This window comes from Streptomyces sp. NBC_01426, assembly GCF_036231985.1.
In the GTDB taxonomy this organism is placed as follows: Bacteria; Actinomycetota; Actinomycetes; order Streptomycetales; family Streptomycetaceae; genus Streptomyces.
Genome location: NZ_CP109500.1, coordinates 2,223,229 through 2,240,315 on the forward strand (window position 1 = coordinate 2,223,229; position 17,087 = coordinate 2,240,315).

17 protein-coding genes are annotated in these 17,087 nt (G+C 69.7%); 10 read left to right on the plus strand and 7 right to left on the minus strand.

The window, feature by feature from the left end; all coding sequences use genetic code 11:
- Position 1 precedes the first annotated feature (1 nt).
- The 7 genes from OG906_RS09605 to OG906_RS09635 form a co-directional block, all read right to left on the minus strand.
- Entirely contained in the window at positions 2–694 is a 693-nt protein-coding gene (locus OG906_RS09605) for a hypothetical protein (RefSeq protein WP_329441761.1), read from the minus strand.
- A gap of 191 nt (positions 695–885) precedes the next feature.
- Complete coding sequence (locus tag OG906_RS09610) at positions 886–1,287, minus strand: DUF4913 domain-containing protein (protein WP_329441762.1); 402 nt, start codon at positions 1,285–1,287, stop codon at positions 886–888.
- An 84-nt stretch (positions 1,288–1,371) separates the two neighbouring features.
- Positions 1,372–2,412, minus strand: a complete 1,041-nt coding sequence (locus OG906_RS09615; protein WP_329441764.1) for a hypothetical protein — start codon at positions 2,410–2,412, stop codon at positions 1,372–1,374.
- The gene (locus OG906_RS09620) at positions 2,409–3,029 is read right to left on the minus strand and encodes a hypothetical protein (protein WP_329441766.1); all 621 of its coding nucleotides are present in this window, start codon (positions 3,027–3,029) and stop codon (positions 2,409–2,411) included. The genes OG906_RS09615 and OG906_RS09620 overlap by 4 nt, the downstream gene beginning before the upstream one ends.
- Positions 3,030–3,090: 61 nt before the next feature.
- Positions 3,091–4,098, minus strand: coding sequence for a hypothetical protein (locus OG906_RS09625; protein WP_329441768.1), 1,008 nt, complete (start codon positions 4,096–4,098; stop codon positions 3,091–3,093).
- The gene (locus OG906_RS09630) at positions 4,095–4,718 is read right to left on the minus strand and encodes a hypothetical protein (protein WP_329441770.1); all 624 of its coding nucleotides are present in this window, start codon (positions 4,716–4,718) and stop codon (positions 4,095–4,097) included. The genes OG906_RS09625 and OG906_RS09630 overlap by 4 nt, the downstream gene beginning before the upstream one ends.
- A gap of 47 nt (positions 4,719–4,765) precedes the next feature.
- A complete protein-coding gene (locus OG906_RS09635) occupies positions 4,766–5,200 on the minus strand; it encodes a hypothetical protein (RefSeq protein ID WP_329441772.1) in 435 nt (144 codons plus the stop codon).
- A gap of 268 nt (positions 5,201–5,468) precedes the next feature.
- On the opposite strand from OG906_RS09635, the gene OG906_RS09640 reads away from it, so the two are divergent.
- From OG906_RS09640 to OG906_RS09685, 10 genes are all read left to right on the plus strand, one after another.
- The gene (locus OG906_RS09640) at positions 5,469–7,217 is read left to right on the plus strand and encodes a conjugal transfer protein (RefSeq protein WP_329441774.1); all 1,749 of its coding nucleotides are present in this window, start codon (positions 5,469–5,471) and stop codon (positions 7,215–7,217) included.
- A gap of 62 nt (positions 7,218–7,279) precedes the next feature.
- Positions 7,280–7,549 carry a hypothetical protein gene (locus tag OG906_RS09645; protein ID WP_267802437.1) on the plus strand — a complete coding sequence of 90 codons (270 nt, stop codon included), beginning with the start codon at positions 7,280–7,282 and terminating at the stop codon, positions 7,547–7,549.
- A gap of 81 nt (positions 7,550–7,630) precedes the next feature.
- Complete coding sequence (locus OG906_RS09650; RefSeq protein ID WP_267802436.1) at positions 7,631–8,179, plus strand: hypothetical protein; 549 nt, start codon at positions 7,631–7,633, stop codon at positions 8,177–8,179.
- Between the two features lie 7 nt (positions 8,180–8,186).
- A complete protein-coding gene (locus OG906_RS09655) occupies positions 8,187–11,150 on the plus strand; it encodes an ATP-binding protein (protein WP_329441777.1) in 2,964 nt (987 codons plus the stop codon).
- A 50-nt stretch (positions 11,151–11,200) separates the two neighbouring features.
- Positions 11,201–11,737 (plus strand): hypothetical protein, encoded by a 537-nt coding sequence (locus OG906_RS09660; RefSeq protein WP_329441779.1) that lies wholly within the window; start codon positions 11,201–11,203, stop codon positions 11,735–11,737.
- A 44-nt stretch (positions 11,738–11,781) separates the two neighbouring features.
- Complete coding sequence (locus OG906_RS09665; protein WP_329441781.1) at positions 11,782–14,112, plus strand: hypothetical protein; 2,331 nt, start codon at positions 11,782–11,784, stop codon at positions 14,110–14,112.
- Between the two features lie 12 nt (positions 14,113–14,124).
- On the plus strand, positions 14,125–14,748 hold the full coding sequence (locus OG906_RS09670) for a hypothetical protein (RefSeq protein ID WP_329441783.1): 624 nt from the start codon (positions 14,125–14,127) through the stop codon (positions 14,746–14,748).
- Between the two features lie 31 nt (positions 14,749–14,779).
- On the plus strand, positions 14,780–15,397 hold the full coding sequence (locus tag OG906_RS09675) for a hypothetical protein (RefSeq protein ID WP_329441785.1): 618 nt from the start codon (positions 14,780–14,782) through the stop codon (positions 15,395–15,397).
- Positions 15,394–16,410: a hypothetical protein gene (locus OG906_RS09680; RefSeq protein ID WP_329441787.1), complete on the plus strand. Its 1,017-nt coding sequence runs from the start codon at positions 15,394–15,396 to the stop codon at positions 16,408–16,410. Before OG906_RS09675 ends, OG906_RS09680 begins: the two co-directional genes overlap by 4 nt.
- Entirely contained in the window at positions 16,407–17,021 is a 615-nt protein-coding gene (locus tag OG906_RS09685; RefSeq protein WP_329441789.1) for a hypothetical protein, read from the plus strand. The genes OG906_RS09680 and OG906_RS09685 overlap by 4 nt, the downstream gene beginning before the upstream one ends.
- Positions 17,022–17,087 lie beyond the last annotated feature (66 nt).

Genomic DNA, 17,087 nt, shown 5'->3' on the forward strand with positions numbered 1-17,087 from the left:
CTCACTCCCCCGCTTCGTCGGATGCGCCCACGTTGCCCAGACCCTGCAGGTTGAAGGACGAGACCTTCCAGGCGCCGGCCTCCTTGCGGGAACTCACCAGCCAGGAATTCGTCTCCGTACGGGTCTGCTTGCCGCCCTCGGTACGGGTCGCGGTCACCGACACCACGCTGGACACCAGGCTGCCGCCGCCTTTGACGAGGTCCTGGGCGATCATCCCGTCGCGGACCACGGTCGCCTTGCCGGCGGACGTGCATCGAGCGACCTGGCAGGTGGCCCAGTCCTTGCCCGTGGGCAGAACGGTCAGCGCCTTCATCTGAGCGTCCCGCACCGTGAGTTCGAGCAGGGGCTTCGCCCAGCCGGCGCTCTGGTCGGTGTACCGGTACGTGCTGAGGCCGGTCATGTAGGCGGCCATGGCGCGGTGGGCCTCGTTCAGTTCCTCCGGCGTGACGATCGGCGGGACGCCGTCGACGCCGCCCGCACCGATCTGCCGGCCCTCGTCGTCGGAGCCGCCGCCACCGGCCGTACCGGCCTCCTTGCCCGGTCCGGCCGTCGAGGAGGCCTTGCCATCGGGCGGGTTCTCCGCGTCGTCCTCGCCGTCGAAAACGGTGAGGACGACCAGGGAGACGATCAGCAGAACGCCCAGGATCGCCAGGGCAAGTGCCGCACTTCGCTTGTTCTCGGCAGGTGACTCCACCGTCCCGGGCCTCCCTCAGTCAGGTCGCCCGGACACGGTAGGGGGAGGGACGGCGGAAGACGCAGGCCATTTCCTCACGAGGAAAGACGAGGAAAGACCGAGGAAAACTCAGGGATTCGGGCCGGGGTACGGGCACGAAGGCCATGCGAAGAATCGGTGAAAGGAGCCCCCCGAACCCTCACCGGTCCTGCTCATGACGCGGGCGCGTCGGGGTTGCTCTCGGGGCCGTCGGGATCGATGGGCAGCGGTTCGAAGGGGTAGGCCGTGTGGCCGTCCTTGGGCGAACAGGCCGCGAACGGGCCCATGTCCGCGTCCATCAACACCCGCAGGTGCGGATCGGCGTGGTGGAGCCACCAGGTGGACATGCCCAGGGCCGGGTCGTGCCGCAGATGCTCCCAGGCCAGCCAGAGCGCGGAGAGCCGGGCGCCCGCCTCCGGGTGCTCCCACCAGCGCGGACACCAGGTGGCGGTCGAGCCGTTCACACGGCGCCGCACCATCTGCGACAGGTATTCGGAGACGAAGACGAAGACGTCGGCGAAGTAGAACTCCACCTCTTCCTCGGACGCCTGTTGCGCCTCGGCGCTCGTGCTCATGGGTGGGCCCTCCGGGCGGATCGGTCGTTCGACGTGATGTGACATGGATGGTGCGGGGTGCCCGTTCGAGCCGGTGGGAGCCGCTCAGTGCCCGATGCCGACGGCCTTCGGCGCGACCTCGGCGGCCACCGGGTTGCTCACACCGTGGGTGGACGGGCCGCGCGGGCTCGGTGGCGCGGCCGTGGGCCGGATGGTGACACCGGGCAGGAAGGCAGCGGCTCGGGCGGATACGACGTGCTGTTGCTGTTGCTGTTGCTGTCGGGCCGGTTCGGGGGGCGCCGGCGTGGCCAACTCGTCGTAGGTGTGGGCCGAGGAGAGCCGGGAGAGCGCGGAGGCGTGTGCCTCCCGCAGGTTCGCGGGTACGTCGAGGGCGCCGAGCTTCGCCGCGAAGTCCTTCGGCACGGTGGTCTGGACGTCGTAGTCCTCCATCCGCACCTGGCAGCGCAGGGACTCGTTGGCCATCAACGCGTCCACCTCGGGCGGGAGGTGCTCGTGGCGGGGTGCGGGCAACGGGAAACCGACGTTCTCCTTGCCCACGTTCTCGTGCGCGAGCAACCGCGGCAGCTCGCCCTTCCCCAGGATCGACTTGGCGCCGATGTCGGCGCAGAAGGCGACGACCGGCCCTTCGGCCGCCTCGGCATAGCGACCCGAGATGGTGGCCCACACCTCCGGGGCCAGGCTGTCGACCTCCGCCGCGTCCAAGGCGAAGTCGCTGACCAGGGACTCCTTCACCAGGGGCTCCCACAGCCGGTACGCGTCCAGTTGCCGGCCCGCGGAGCTGTCCTCCAGCACCTGGTACGCACGACTCTCCCCGCACGCCTGCGCCAGGAAGCGGTGGTCCACGACCCGGGGCGCGCCCTCGGGCCGGGACTTCCACGACCAGAAGGCGCGCGTGGTGCCGCGGTCCTCGTTGGTGACGGACCGGTGCGCGGCGACGTCCCGGATGAACGACGCGATGTCCGGGGTGACGCGGCCCTCGGCATGAGCCGCCCGCCAGTCGGCGTAGATGCGCGCGGTCACCGCCTCGGCCTCGGCCTCGGTACGCGGTCTGCCCGCGCGGTCCGCCTCCTGGAGGGAGATCGCGCGGCTGATCTCGTCCGGAGTCGGGGGCGTCGAGTCCCTCATCGAAGGGCTCGCAGGACGTCGACGGGCGGCCGGACCTCAAGGGAGATCGCCGACGCACCGGGCATGTCCGCGGCCCAGGTGGGGAACGCGACGGACTGACCGAGCAGGATGTACGGCGCGTCCGCACCGGCACCCCGCCAGTACGCGAACCGGTACGGGCGGCGGCTCTTCAGCCGGAACTCCCGGTCGGGCCAGTAGCCGGGCGCGGGGGGCTCCGGGAAGTCCTCGGCGTCCCAGGAGCCGGCCCACGCGGGCGCGCCCAGCACCCCGGTGGCCGCTGCCGCGTACTCGGGCCAGGTCTCGGCGGCCAGGGCGAGCACGGCGGGGTTCTCGTCCGCCGCGCCGGCCTTCACCTGCCATCCGTAGTGGGACACGCTCTCGACCGGGTTCCAGTAGCCACCGGACTCCAAGGTCAGCCGGCCGCCCCCGGGACCGCGCACCACCAGCTGCCGGTCGAAGGTCTGCGGATCCCAGCCGTGGCGTCCGCACCACGCGCGGAACTCCGGGGACCCTCCCTGCGGCGGCCCCGCCCACACCGAGGCCCAGTCCACCGCCTGGAGACCTTCCAGCTCGACGGACAGGTCTCGGGCGGTGCGGCCCGTCGTCTCGGTCAGCATCCTGCTCGACTCCTTGCTCGCTACATGGGGGCGTGTCCGCATCGTGGCAGACCGGGATGAATCAGTGTTCGATGCCGGCGGGCTCGGGCCCGATGTGCGGCGCTGCCGGCTCGATCGCCCCGTGGCTGGTGGGACCTCTGCGGGACGCGGGAACGATGCTGTGGCCGACGTTCACGCCGGGCAGGAAGGAATTGGTGCGCACCCGCGACCGCTTCGTGTCGGGGGTCGCCGGGTTCAGCTCCTCGTAGCTGGTGGCGGTCGACAGCCGTTCGACCGCGTGCTGGTGCGCCTCTTGCTGGCCCTCGGGGACGTCGATCGCGTACAGCTTCATGGCGAACTCCTCGGGGGACTTCGCGGGGTCGTAGTCCTCCATGACCAGTTGGCAGCGGACGGCGTCGTTGCCGATTAATTCATCTATGTCCGGGGGCAGGTGTTCATGTCGGGGCAGCGGCACCGCGAACTTCACGCCGTGTTTGCCGACGTTCTCGTTGTTCAGAAGTTTCGGCATTTCGTCCTTGCCGAGCACCGATCCCGCGGTGATGTCCGGCACGAAAGCGACGACCTCGGTTTCGGCTTTCTGGGCATAGTGCTCCGACAGCGTGCCCCAGGCTTCACCATGAGCGGACGCGAGCACGGTGTTGTCGAATGTGTAGTGTCGGGCCAGGGCATCCACGACGAACGCGTTATCCAGGTGGTACGAATTCAGCTGGTGTCCGGCCGGAGTGTCCTCCAGCACTTGCAGGTCGCGCGACTCCCCACACGCCCGGGCCAGAAAGCGGTGTGGCACCGGCCTGTCGGCACCTTCAGGCTGGGATTCGTAAGACCAGAAGGAACGCACGGGCCCCCGATCCTCATTGGTGACCGAGCCGTTCTCCGCAAGGTCCTTAATGAAGTCCAGGAGATCGGTGGATGAGGTCTCGGCGCCGCTCGCCGCCGCGCAGTCCCGGTAGAGCCTCTCCGCCACGGCACGTCCCGAACCGGGATCGTCCGGCACCGACGCGAGATGCTCCTCCCACATTTCGAAGGCCCTTGCTATCTCCTGCGGGGTGGGAGGGGCATCGGGCGTCACCTGAGCCTCTTCGAGCCCTCAGGCGCATGCACCTTCAGCACGATCACCGAGGCGCCCGGTGCGTCGGAATTCCACGTCTGGAAGGAGATCGCCTGATCCAACACGATGAAGGCCTGCCCGGGGTGCTCACCCTGGGGCGCCCAGAAGGCCATCCGGTAGGGATCGCGGGTCTCCAGCCGATAGTCACGCTTCCCCCAGAACGCCCGCTCCGGCGGTTCGGGGAAGTCTTCGGCGTCATAGGCGCCGGACCAGACCGCAGGCCCCAGCACGCTCTCGGCCGCCTCCAGGAAGAGTCCCCAGTTCTGGGCGGCAGCGGTGAGGACAGCCGCGTTGTCCGAGGGTTCGGTCGCGGCCACGCGTGAGGCCCAGTAGGTCAGACGTTGGACCGGGTGCCAGTTGCCGTTCGCCTCGAAGGTCAACTCCCCGCCGGCGCGGGTGCGCACCACCAGGTTGCGCTCGACCGTCTGCGGGTCCCAGCCGTGGCGTCCACACCACTCGCGGAACTCCGGAGACCCGCCCTGCGGCGGACCCGCCCACACGGACGCCCAGTCCACGCCGCGCAGGCCGTCCAACTCGGCGGCAAGGTCCCGGGCCGTGCGGCCCGATGTCTCCGTCAGCATCGTCTCAAGCTCCTCGCTCTGAATACGTGGGGCATCGTGGCATGTGGTCAGGACAGGATGATCCCGAGGAGCAGCAGTCCCACCACCACCGCTCCCATGATGAAGCGGACCCTCGCGTCGCCCTGTTCCCACAGGTCGTGTACCACCGTCCAGCCCGTCATGCGGGCGGCGCGGCCGTCGTGGAGGCTCGATGCCTGGGAGGGGCCGTCGTCCGGGCCGCCGGCCGCGGCGTCCTCGTCGGGCTCCGGTATCCCGGCCGTCCCCTGTTGGGCCTGGGCCACCAGGACCAAGCCCTCCAGCAGCTCGGGCATCGTGTGCGGGGTGAGGGGGTACGACACGGTGCCGTGCGGGGTGCTCAGGCAGAGCTTCGACTGCCAGGGGTTGCCGGGTTCGTAGCCTTCGATCCAGGCGTTCCGGGCCTCGGTCGCGGGGGCGGGCGCCGCGTCGGCGGGCGCCTGGGGGAGGGCGTACTGGTCGCTCAACTCTCGTCCTTCGTAGGGTCGGGGACGCCTCGGCGCCTGTCGCCCGGGCACGACCGCTCATTCTGGCGGAGCGCCGGGCGGCCCGGCTCGTTCCGGGGTCCCGGGACTCCCATCCGAGGATTCCCCACTCTTTCCCCGGCTTTCCTCACTCTTTCCCGACGGGGAAATGGGGGGAGGTGTTGTCGGCTTCATTTGCCACACTGCCGTTCCGCACCTGGCCTCACCAGGGGGCCCGCCACCCGGTCGGCCGGCGGAGGGGATCACACGCGTGGGAGAGACGGACTCGATGACGGACCACAACAGCTCTGCTGGCGGGGTCGACGGGGCCCAGCCTTCCGGGCAGCGAGGGCACTTCGGCCCCGTAGGGCCCGCCGGAGCACAGCACCCGCCGCAGGCCCAGGGACACCAGGCCCCTCCCCAGCAGGGACAGCAGGGACAGCAAGCTCCGCAGTCCCCGCAGCAGGCGCCCGCTGCCTACGGCTACCCGGACAACACCCGTGCGTCCCAGCAGCAGTCCTCGGACGCCGCCCGCGCGCAGGTGGCCGCTGCCTGGGTGCGCACCGTCCGGCCCGGCAACGTCCCGCCCGGCGAGGCGGCCGTCCCGGTCCTGCCGCCGCGCGCGGACCAGCCCGCGGGCGAGTCGAAGAAGGACCGCCGCAAGGCCGAGCAGGACGCCAAGAAGGCTGTGCGCAAGGCGGCGTACGAGCAGAAGAAGGCGGAGCGCGAGGGGCGCAAGCAGGGGCGCGGCAGCACCACCGCCCCGTCCGAGCCGGCCCGGTCCGCCTCCACGTCCGCGTCCTTCGCTTCCGGCGCCCCGGCCACCACCGCTTCCACCACGTCGCGATCCGAGGCCCCCGCCCGCACCGCCGCCGACGCGGGATTCGACGTTCCGCGTCCCGGTGGTCGGCTGCCCGCACAGGGCCGTCGTACACATGTGGCGGTCCGCGCCGCACTGTTGATCACCACATGTGCCTTCGCGCTGGGTTCCTGCGGCGTCGCCGGCCTGGTCATCGGCAAGTCGTCCGTCGCGGTGCAGAGCGCCGACCTGAACGACAAGGAGGTGGCCCGGTACCGGCTGACGGAGTTCCCGACGCAGGCCGCCGCGACCTTCGCGGAGGAGTACGTCACGCTCTGCATGACGTACTCGCCGCAGAACGCCGACAAGCGCCGCGACGCCCTGACCCGCTACACGTCCTCGGGCGTGGACCGCGACTGCGGCATCACCGGCCAGGGCACCCAGAGCGTCCGGCAGGCCAAGTGGGACGGGACCATCGAGGAACTTCCCGAGTACGGGGCCAACGGCCGCTACCTGGGCATCCAGGTCAAGCTGTCGACCGGCCGTGTCACCTCCCTGTCCGTGCCGGTGTACGTGAAGGACCCGGCCACCGGTTCGGGCCTGCGCATCGCGGGCGACGTCGGTGAGATGCCGCTCGCCTCGCGCGGGAGCGTGCCGGTGGTGAAGCAGGACGACGAGACCGTCGACCAGACGCTCTCCGACCAGCTCAAGGCGCAGGTCCTGCCCGGCTTCTTCAAGGCCTGGGCCGCCTCCGACGCGACCGGGCTGACCCGCTTCACGACGACCGACGCCTCGCAGTCGGCGACCACCGGCCTGGCCGGTGCGCTGGTCTCTCCCGAGGTCCAGGAGGTCGTGGCACTCGCCCCGGCCGGCACCGAACCGAACGCCACCATCGCCTACGGGCCGGGCCAGACCGTCCAGGCGCGGGTGACCGTCACCTGGGGCGGCGTGACGGCCGCCTCGAAGGGCACTCCCGCCCCCACCACCACCGTGAAGCGCTCCTACCGCCTGACGATGGTGAACACCGCCCAGGGCTGGTTCATCAAGGACATCCGCGGTGGCGTCCTCGATCCCACGGGCGGCAGCGCGGACGCCGGTGCGACGGCTCCGCCCGCCGCGTCCGAACCCGAGGAGAACCCCCCGGCCGGCGGGGACGGCGGCGCACCCACCGCGCCCACCGCGCCCGCCCCCGCCGCTTCCGGCGCGCCCAAGAAACCCTGACCGCGCCCACCGACGCACCCCCCACGCACTCCTCCCACGCACCACAGTGAAAGGACAACGCCATGTACCTGGCGGCCACCACCCTCAACGGCATGTTCGGCGAGATCCAGAAGATCCTCATGGGCATCGGCACCACCGTGGCGATCTGCGCCCTGCTGATCCTCGGTATCCGAATGCTGCTGTCGATGAAGCGCGGCGACGGCATGCGCGAGGCCTTCCAGGGCTTCGGCATGATCGCGCTGGCCGCTCTGATCATCGGTGGCGCGACCGGCCTCGCCGGCCTGCTCATCGACCTCGGCAGCCAGATCGGCGGCGGCGGCGCCAAGAGCTGAGCCCGGGAGCGGCCGGTACATCCCTCCGGCCCGCACCGGTGACCCGCGGCCCGCAACCACGTCAGAGAGGGGGACCGGCTGATGGCGCAGAACACGTCCGACGCACCCGAGCCGATGGTCGCCTACGACCACACGGATCTGCTCAACCGGCCCAAGCGCATCTGGAACTGGGGCAACATCCCGCTTCCCGGTCTGCTGCTGCCCGCTCTGGGTGCGGCCTTCGGCTTCGCCATCGTCTGGCTGGTGACGCTGCTCTCGCTCTCCGCCTTCCTGCCCTTCCTGGGCATCTCGGTGGTGACGTCGGTGCTCTACATCGGACCGCCGGTCGGCGTCTACTTCGTGTGGGGGCGGCCGCTGCCCTCCGCACTCACTCTCAGCCAACAGGTCGTGGTCTGGGCCGACTTCTGGTTCCAGCCCAAGCGGCTGCAAGGGATGGCCGCCGACCGGGAGCCCGAGGAAATGCGCTGGCAGGTGATCCTCTGGCAGCCGGGTTCGCCGCGCTGGCAGCGGCAGTACGAGGAGGCGCTGGCCGCGGCGGCGCGGCACGGTTCCTCTTTCGCGGGCCAGGCGCGGTCCGCGCAGCCGTTCCCGAGCCACCCCGTATCCGCACACTCCGAGACCGCAGGATGAATCCCTCATGATCATGATGATCCTTCTGGGCGGGGCGGTCGCCTTCTTCGTGATCGCCATGCTCATCGCCTCCACCGGCTCCAAGAAGGCCAAGGAAGGCCAGGGCTCCGGCGGTACGCGGAACGCGGGCGGCTCCCGGAAACAGCCGGGCCAGTCCAAGCGCCGCGAAGACATGCGGCTGCCCTACCGGTACGCCGACGACATGGTCTTCGTCCACGGCGAATCGGTGTGGACCGGGCTCGTGCTGCCCACCTCCATCGACGAGTACCTCAACGCCGGCGAGCTCCAGGCGATGGCCGAGGGCCCCGCCCGCGGCCTGCTCAACCTCGCCCGCGGTGACCGCAACGTCGAGTGCCACTACCGCAAGGTGTACCGGCCGATCACGGCCGTGGAGTGGGCCGACCGGCTCAACACGGTGGCCTGGGACCCGACCGAGAACTACAAGGCGTACAACCTCCGCAAGGCCGAGTACCAGGAGCGCATCGGGGCAACCCGCGAGCGCAACATCCTCCTGGTCAAGCTGGGTTCGCTCAAGCGCGGCTCGAACGGCACCGGAGTGCTGCCGGGCGGCGACGACCCCGTCGAGGACCCGGGGCTGACGGCTGCCCTGCGCGACACCGCCGACAAGGCGACCGCGACCGCCACCGGCGTCTACGACGAGTACCTGTCGCCGGGCCTGTTGGCCCAGTGGACGCAGGTCGCGCGCGAGGTCCACGAGAGCCTCGAAGGCCTGAACGGTGTGCCGCTGACCCGCGAGGAACTCGTCTGGCTCATCCGCAAGCCCCTCCACGGCGACCTCGCCGTGCCGCCGGAGCCGGTGCTCGGCTCGCGCTCCTGGGGACCGGACCAGTTCGACCTGGTCGTCGACTTCTCCGGCGAGAACCACAAGACGCACATCGTGCTGAACCAGTACGACGAGGTCACCGGCGAGCAGCACACCAGCTACACGACGACGCTGGTGGCCGCCAGTTGGCCGACCGAGACCCGCTTCCGGCAGTCCACCGCCTGGGCCCGCTACGCGTCGCAGCACGTCGACTTCCCGGTCGAGATCGACATGCGGTTCACCCTCATCCCGTACCTGAAGTTCAAGGACCGGGCGAAGAAGATCAGCGGCAACCTGGTCGACGAGATGAACGACATGGCCAACTCCGGTCGTTCTCCCGGCACCCAGCTCGCCAACCAGGTCACGCGCGCCCAGCACCTCCTCGACGACGTCGAGGAGCACAAGATGCCGGGCATGGAGGCGCAGATCCGCTTCACCATCTCCGCGCCCGACCTCACCGAGCTGGAGCGGCGACGCCGCATCCTGGAGATGCAGTTCAAGCAGGACCTGAAGGTGACCCTGCTGCGGCCGACCCGCCAGCAGTGGCGACTCCTGCAGTCCCAGCTGCCGGGCGACGCGCCGAAGCTTCCCGTCGCGCCGTACCTGCGCCTCCAGGAGGTCGAGCAGCTCGGCGCCGGGCTGCCCACCGCGGGCACCGAACTCGGCGACAACCCCGAGCACCGGTCGGGCAAGCAGCTCGGATGGGTGGGCAACCTCGTCGGCTGGGCCGGCAAGATGCCCGTCCACTACTCGCTGCACGTGGGCCCGGCCCGCAACGACGGCGGTGGCCTCGCCATCGTCGGTGCGTCCGGCGGTGGCAAGTCCTCGCTCGCGCTGCAGAAGTTCTACGAGGAGTCGGAGTCGGGCGTGCGCTGCCTGGTCATCGACCCCAAGACCGACTTCGCCCAGCTCTGCTACTACCTGGCCTTCGGCTCCCAGGTGAACGACCCCGAGTTCGCGCACGACGCCGATGCGGGCCTCCTCGGCACGGAGCACAGTCGCTTCCAGCCGGTCAACCCGGAGTTCTGGGCGGAGACCGAGGTCGTCGACCTCCTCAAGGGCCAGGCCGGCGTGCTCGACCCGTGGGTCGTCGCCCGTGACGTCCCCTCGGGCCGGCTGCTCGCCGAGTCGATGCTCCGCGGGTTCCTCGGCGACGAGGACTACCAGCGCGTGCGCCTGCCCGTCATCGAGGGCATGGCCACCGTCGTCGGCTGGTACAACTCCGCGATGCGGCAGGCCACCGAGCAGGGGCTGACCGCCCGGGAGGCCGAGCAGCAGGTGCCGCGGCCGACGCTGTGGCAGGTCGTCGACGAGGTCGTGAACGCCTACGACCACGCGGTGTCCACCAATGACCGCGAAGCGGTCAAGGAACTCAAGCTCGCCCAGATGCTCCTCACCGAGCTGCGCACGCTGCCGTACGCGCGACTGGCCTTCGCCGAGCGCCCGCAGACCCTGTCCGCGATGCGCAAGCGCCGCACGGTCATCACCCTGCGCGGTTTCCAGTCACCGTCGTCCTCGGACCCGCGCAACTGGAACCCGGCCGAGCGCCTGGCCGCGACCGCGCTGATGGCGGTCGTGGAGCTCGGCAGCCAGATGCTCGACGTCGGCTACGAGAAGAACCCGGTGACGGGCGAGATCGGCCTGCGCCCCAAGGCGCTGTTCGTCGACGAGGCGTACGTCGTCACGGCGACCGAGAGCGGCCGCGACCTGATGCGACGCGCGCTGAAGCAGGGGCGTTCGTACCTGGCGGTCACCGTCCTGATCACCCAGCAGGCCATCGACCTCGTCCAGATCGAGGACTCCGAGGCCCGCAGCGGTGGCGCCAACCAGATTCACACCGTCTTCGCGTTCAAGCAGAAGTCCGCCCAGGAGGCCTCCCTGGTGGCGCCGCTGCTGGGCCGCCCCGAGAACGACACCAAGGTCGTCTCGGCCCTTCAGGAGCTCCGTACCGGTGTCTGCCTGCAACGAGACGTCGACAAGCGGGTCGGCACGGTCGCCGTGGACCTGGTCTTCAAGGAGATCCTCGCCGCCACGGACACCAACGGCACGACCCGCCCCGCCCGGCAGGGAATCGACCCGCCGCTCAGCGTGTGGGACTGGACCTTCATGCAGGAGGCGGGCGACGCGGCCGCCGCCTCCACGACGTGACGCCACAGAACACCGAGACCCGTTCCGCAAGCCGTACCGAAGGAGACACCATGCGCTTGTCCAGGACCCTCATGGCCGGAGCCGCTCTCATCGCGCTCGCCTCCCTGACCGGTTGTGGTGGGGACGGGGACGCCGGCGGCGGCGGCGGATCAACGGGCGACCTCGGGCTGCCGGCGGCGGGCGACATGGCTTCCATCGAGAAGTTCGTCAACCAGCACGCGCAGTGCAATAACCTCCGGCCTTCCGACGATGAGGGATCGGGCCTGCTGGAGAAGGAAGCCGCCGACCCGGCGTGGGCCATCAAGGAGCGCGCCGTCTGTGACGACGGCTCCCACCAGACGATCACCCTGCTGGCGATCTCCGACATGGCGAAGTTCCAGGCCGCGAACAACGCCGGCAAGAAGTACGAGGCGCTGGTCGGCAAGAACTTCGCAGTCGTGCCGGAGGGAGACACGACCGTCCAGGCACTCATGAACGCCAAGATGCTCCTCCTGGTCTGCAAGGGCGGCTACGAGATCCCGAGCGGCTACGCGCAGCACAAGGGATCAGCCGAGGGCTGCATCCTGACCGACTACGCCCGTTCGTAGTCACCGACATCCCAGCCCTGCCGAGGAACTCCCGAAGGAAGCCGATGTTCGTGCGCCGTAGCGCCAAGACGCGTGGGTCCACCCGCCAGATCTCGTCTCCACTCGATCGGGTGCGGGGCGCGGGCCGAGCCGTCCGGGCCGGTGCGTTCGTCATCCTCGCGGTGTTGGCCCTGTCGTTCGCGGTGCCCGGAACGGCCAACGCCGAGGACTTCGCCTGCAGTTTCACCGGGAATGACAGCTACACCGAAGACAGCCCGGGTGCCAGCGGTGAATCGATCATCCCTGCCGTCAACCAATGGGAAGACAAGGCCAAACGCGCCAAGAACCTCAACGACACGACGGGCATGGTCACCGGCGCGGTCAGGATGCCGGAGGCCCCCCAGAAGTACACCTTCTACGAGCTCAACGCCATGCGGGGTCTGAACTGGTCCATGACCTTCAGGGGCCGGGGCAACGCGTCCGACACCAATGGCACGAGGGGCAGCGGTGCCGACCATTGCTCGATCATGGACCTCGTCAACAACGGCGTGGCCAACATGGTGTTCAACGGCACCAAGATCTTGACGCGTACAGCCATCTCGATCAAAGAGCTGGCCTCCAACCCGAGTCCGCTCAGCGGTCTCTACGACGGCCGCGACAGCGTAGTGGAGACCCTGAAGAAGAACGTCTTCATTCCTGCCGTACCGGTCATGATCACGCTGACCGGTCTGTGGGTCTTCACGAAGTGGCGCAAGAACGAAATGCGTGAGGCCTGGTCGGGCGTGGGCTGGGCGTCCTTGACGACGGTCGCCGTGGTCGTACTCCTGACCGGCGGCAACTACGACAAGGTCATCACCGAGGCGGACACGGGGATCGGCAACTTCAACTCGATGCTTACCGAGGCTGTTCTCTCGGGCGCCACGGACCAGATGCAGTCCCCCTGCGATCTGTCCCCGGAGGTGGAACACAATCGCGGTCTTCGCATATCCAGCTGTGCGATGTACGACACGCTGGCGTTCCGGCCATGGGCCCTGGGCCAGTTCGGCGAACACGGCACCAACTGCATCTTCAAGAACGGCGCCGGCGAGATCAAGGAGGGCGTGTGCACGCCGAAGAACACCGCGGCCGAGTGCAGCTACGGCAAGGGCGCGCGCTGCGAGGACGTACGGGTCAGGCAAGCGGTGTCGCAGTCCACGACCAACATGGACGCGTTCCCCAGAGATGGCAAGAAAAAGGACATCGACAAGGAAACCGATGAGTGGATGCCCATCCGCATAGACATGGCGGGCGGCAAGGGCGAGGGCTATCCGGGCCATGCCTCGGACAGGGCGATCTACCCGGTTGCCTTCAACGAATGGGCCGGACACGGTGCCGGTGCACGCGTCGGGCTCGCCTTCTACTCCTTGATAGCGGCGTTGATCGTCGGACTGATGGTGATCGTCCTCAGTGCGCTCACCCTGCTGTGGCACGCCGTGACCCTGATCATGATCATCCTGTTGCCGTTGGTGGCCACGCTGGGCATCCATCCGTCCCAGCAGAAGCTGCTCAAGGGGTGGTTGGAGACGTTCATCCACAGCTTCGTGCTGCGGGCGGGCTTCGGCATCATCCTCAGCGTGCTGCTCGTGCTCTACCAGATGATTCTGCCCGCGAAGATCTCTTTGGGCATGCAGCTGCTGATGCTGCTGTTGGTGACCGTGGCGGTCGTCATGATGCTGAAGAAGCTGCTCTCGGGCAGCTACAGCCCCAAGATCGCAGGCGCGGAGGACGCGCTGGGCGTGGGCGACATGGCCAATTCGCTGTCCAGCAAGATCGGCGCGCAGGGTCAGCGCCTCGCGGGCAACGCCGCCTCCGGTACGGCCAGGGCGGCGGGCCGGGTCGCGGGGAGAGGTGCCGGGAACGTAGGCCGCGGGATGGACAAGGTCGCGCTCGGCGGAAGGTTGCAGAAGGGCGGCTGGATCGCTCCGAGCAACACCAAGCGCGGGCAGCGCAAGGCCGCCCAGATGGGAGCGGAGCTCCAGAAGGACCAGTACGCGGACTTGCAGCAGAAGCAGAAGGGGCAGTCCGAAAAGGAACCCGCCGCCGAGCCGCCGCCCCGTCGCCGCAGCGGGCGGGTCAGCGCCTCCAACGCGCCCGTACCGCAGCAGGGACCGCCTCCCGCGCCCCAGCCCGCAGCCGCGCCCCAGCCCGCACCGGCGCCCCAGCCGGCACCGGCACCCGCACCGGCACCGCAGCCGACCCCGCGCCCGACCGGCCGGGTCAACATCGTCGACGGGCCCCCGCTGCGTCCGGCCGACCCGCGCCCCCCGCAGCGTCCGGCCCCTCCGACGCCGACCCCGCCGTCCCCGCCGCACCAGCCGCCGCCGCCGCGCGACGGCGGTGGCCGGGTATCCCGCTAGGAAGCCCTGACCGTGGCCAGTGTCATCACCGACCACCCGCCGCAGGAGCTCGCCGCCGAACTGGGCGCGCTCCTGCGCGTGGACTGGCGCGCCGTGTGGGCCGGCATTCCCGAGGGCGATTCCGAGCGCGCCGAGTGGTGCGCGCGCTTCGGCTGGCAGCCGCTGTGGCTCCAGTCGGGCCTGTGGGTGCGTACGCTGCAGTCCGGTCGGCTGCACCTGACGTCCTCCGGTGTTCCCGGCGCGCCCGTGACCGGCGCGTTGTTCACCGCCTGGCGGGTCAGGGCGGACTCGACCTCCGAGGGCACGGACGTCACGGCGGTCGCCCTCGACCGCTACGCGGCCCACCTCGCCCAGGTGACCACCGCGTTGGGCCCCCCTGGCTGGGAGGGCGCCTGGGACAGCCCCGACTTCCCGGCGCCGCCCGCTCCCGACCGGTGGGGTGACGCCGAGGACCGGCTGGAGCGCCGGGCCCCGTACCAGCTCGCCCAGTGGAGATACTCCAACCCGCTCGCCCCGGTGATCGTGCTCGACCTGCACTGCCGTACGGGCCGGGTTTCGGGAGGTGGCACGATCGATCTCGCCTTCCACGGTCCGGCCGACCCCCATCCGATCGGTGGCCCCGGCTGGCGACTGTGACGTACGAGACCCGAGAAAGAGAGACAGCCACATGTCCTTCATCCCGCCGGTGAACCGGACCCCGCAGGAACTGATCACCGAGCTGCGCGGGCTGGCCGACGTGCACTGGGAGACCATCTGGAACGGCCCGCCCCTGTCCGGCCAGGGCCTGGACATGTGGTGCGCCCAGTTCGGCTGGACACCCACCCAGTTCGAGTACGTCCTCAACGTGCTGACCGACACCGGGGGCAGGATGACCCTCCACGCCCAGGGCGGCAGCTGGGCACCCGTACAAAGCCTCTCCCACTGGGTCTGGGGCGCGTCAGCCGACAGCGCGGAAGGCAACCCGCAAGTACTGGCCGAGGCCGACCGGGTCTGGCCGCTGTACCGCGACGCCGTGTCCTCGGTCTTGGGCGAGCCGGTCTGGGAAGGAGCTTGGGACTCCAGCTCCTTCCCGGCAGGGGTCGGTGAGTACGCGATCCCCAAGGAGCAGGACCGCCTTGAGGAGAAGGACCCCTACCACCTTGCCTACTGGGAGGCCGAAGCTCCGGGCGCCCTCGTCAGTCTGCGCGTCACGCCCGCCCTGGGTACGGCTGACGGGTCCGACCCCGGAGTGGTCAACATGAAGCTGAGGGTCTATCCCCGGCCCCTGGAGGTCGGACGACCGTGAGCCCGGAGCCGATACCCAAGTACATCGAGCGAGGCGCCCTGCGCCGGGCGAACGCCCGGGAGGAAGCCACCCAGGAGGCCAGACGCGACCCGAAGGCCGTGGCGCGGCGCATCAAGGCAGCTGCCAGGGAAGCCCAGGTGACGCCGAAGGCCTACATCGACGGTCTGGCCACGGACAAGGCGAAGCTCACCCCGCCCGACGGGACGAAGCCGATCAGTGCCTTCTGGTCGTACGGCCTCAAGCACCCGCAAGCGCCGCTGAACGACTGGAGTGAGCCATTCCTGTCCCAGCGCTTCATCGCGGAAGAGTGGGCGACCGAGCGGAACAAGACCCGTCCCGGTGCCGCACAGACGTTGGAAACGACTCAAGGCGGTCGTGAACTCGACGACATGTTCCTCTGGGAAGACGAGGTCATCGAAGCCCTCGGTGGCGAGGCAGCAGGCTTCGAGGAGGGCTACGCCAAGGCCACCTGGGCCAAGATCTCCGATACTTACGCCGGGCTGGCCGAAGGCCGGGTCGTCGTGTTCGGGCAGGACGCCGACACCCGGTCGATCCTTCACCAGCAGGAGCTGGGCGCGCTCTGCAAGAACCCCAACGTCGGGCTGCACAACATCCACTTCGCCTACGAGCCCGATCAGAAGTGGCCGGAGGTGACCCGCGCCGAGGCCGGAACAGACGCCGTGCGTGCCGTCGCCCAGTTCAACGACCCGACGGTCCCCCGCTACATCGACCCCCACGGCTTCGCGGCCCAGGCCCCCGAGGTGCGCAAGGCGCAGATCGACGGGATCTCGGAGGCCTTCGCCCCGGGTCAGGCCGAGGCCGAGGCCACCAAAGCGCCCGAGCTACAGGCCCCGCCGAAGAGCGTGCGCACCCCGCTCTGGCAGGTTGGCTTCAAGCAGCCGCTCAAGACCACCCGGGCCGTGACCCCCACCTCGGTTTCCCGCGCCGGCCCCGTGGTCGATCCGGCTCTCGCACCCCGCCCCCTCGCCACAGGAATGGACGGTCCCGCATGACCCCCCGCCCCTCCCCCGACAGCATCCGTCGCTTCCTGCGCCAGGAGCGCGACGACGCGTGGGCCGTGCGGCTGCTGCGCCGGATCGTCTTCGGGCTCGCCGGCGCCTACACCGTCTTCGCGCTCGCCTCGACCAGCATGTCCTCGTTCATCACGGTGTGCGGGCTGCTGGTCCTCTCCGCGCTGCTGTGGCTGATGCGCCGCCGCGGGCAGTTGCTGCTCGCGCTCGCCTCGACGCTCGTCACCGCCGCGGTTACCGGCTACTTCGCGTCCGTGGCCGAGATCGCCCGGGGTCAGGCGGGCGGACTGCTCAGCGGGCAGGCCGTGTTCGGATACTGGGCCCTCGCCGCGATGGCCCTCCTCGGGGCCTGGATGGTCAAGGACCACCCCGGCCGCCGCGGCGTCACCGTGGTCTTCGCCGACCTGGTCCTCCTCGTGACTTCCGGGGTGGGAACGGTTCTTCCGGTCCTCGCCGTCCCCCTCGGATTCATCGGACTGATCCTGGTGCTGGCGGCTCGCGGAGGCGGTATCGCCTCGGTGCGGCGTCGCACGGGATGGGTGAAGCGCCGTTTCACGCGACGCGCCGTACCGACGGCCACCACAGAGAGCTAGTTGACTGATGAACCATCACTTCCCGTGCTGTTCACGCACAGGACTCCGCCTGAGACAACTTTGCCG

What these genes read in the sequence shown, in the direction of transcription:
- OG906_RS09665 (WP_329441781.1), top strand. Translation starts at nt 11,782, where the DNA reads ATGTTCGTGCGCCGTAGCGCCAAGACGCGTGGGTCCACCCGCCAGATC.
- OG906_RS09610 (WP_329441762.1), bottom strand. Translation starts at nt 1,287, where the DNA reads ATGAGCACGAGCGCCGAGGCGCAACAGGCGTCCGAGGAAGAGGTGGAG.
- OG906_RS09675 (WP_329441785.1), top strand. Translation starts at nt 14,780, where the DNA reads ATGTCCTTCATCCCGCCGGTGAACCGGACCCCGCAGGAACTGATCACC.
- OG906_RS09615 (WP_329441764.1), bottom strand. Translation starts at nt 2,412, where the DNA reads ATGAGGGACTCGACGCCCCCGACTCCGGACGAGATCAGCCGCGCGATC.
- OG906_RS09630 (WP_329441770.1), bottom strand. Translation starts at nt 4,718, where the DNA reads ATGCTGACGGAGACATCGGGCCGCACGGCCCGGGACCTTGCCGCCGAG.
- OG906_RS09620 (WP_329441766.1), bottom strand. Translation starts at nt 3,029, where the DNA reads ATGCTGACCGAGACGACGGGCCGCACCGCCCGAGACCTGTCCGTCGAG.
- OG906_RS09685 (WP_329441789.1), top strand. Translation starts at nt 16,407, where the DNA reads ATGACCCCCCGCCCCTCCCCCGACAGCATCCGTCGCTTCCTGCGCCAG.
- OG906_RS09660 (WP_329441779.1), top strand. Translation starts at nt 11,201, where the DNA reads ATGCGCTTGTCCAGGACCCTCATGGCCGGAGCCGCTCTCATCGCGCTC.
- OG906_RS09650 (WP_267802436.1), top strand. Translation starts at nt 7,631, where the DNA reads ATGGCGCAGAACACGTCCGACGCACCCGAGCCGATGGTCGCCTACGAC.
- OG906_RS09645 (WP_267802437.1), top strand. Translation starts at nt 7,280, where the DNA reads ATGTACCTGGCGGCCACCACCCTCAACGGCATGTTCGGCGAGATCCAG.
- OG906_RS09655 (WP_329441777.1), top strand. Translation starts at nt 8,187, where the DNA reads ATGATCATGATGATCCTTCTGGGCGGGGCGGTCGCCTTCTTCGTGATC.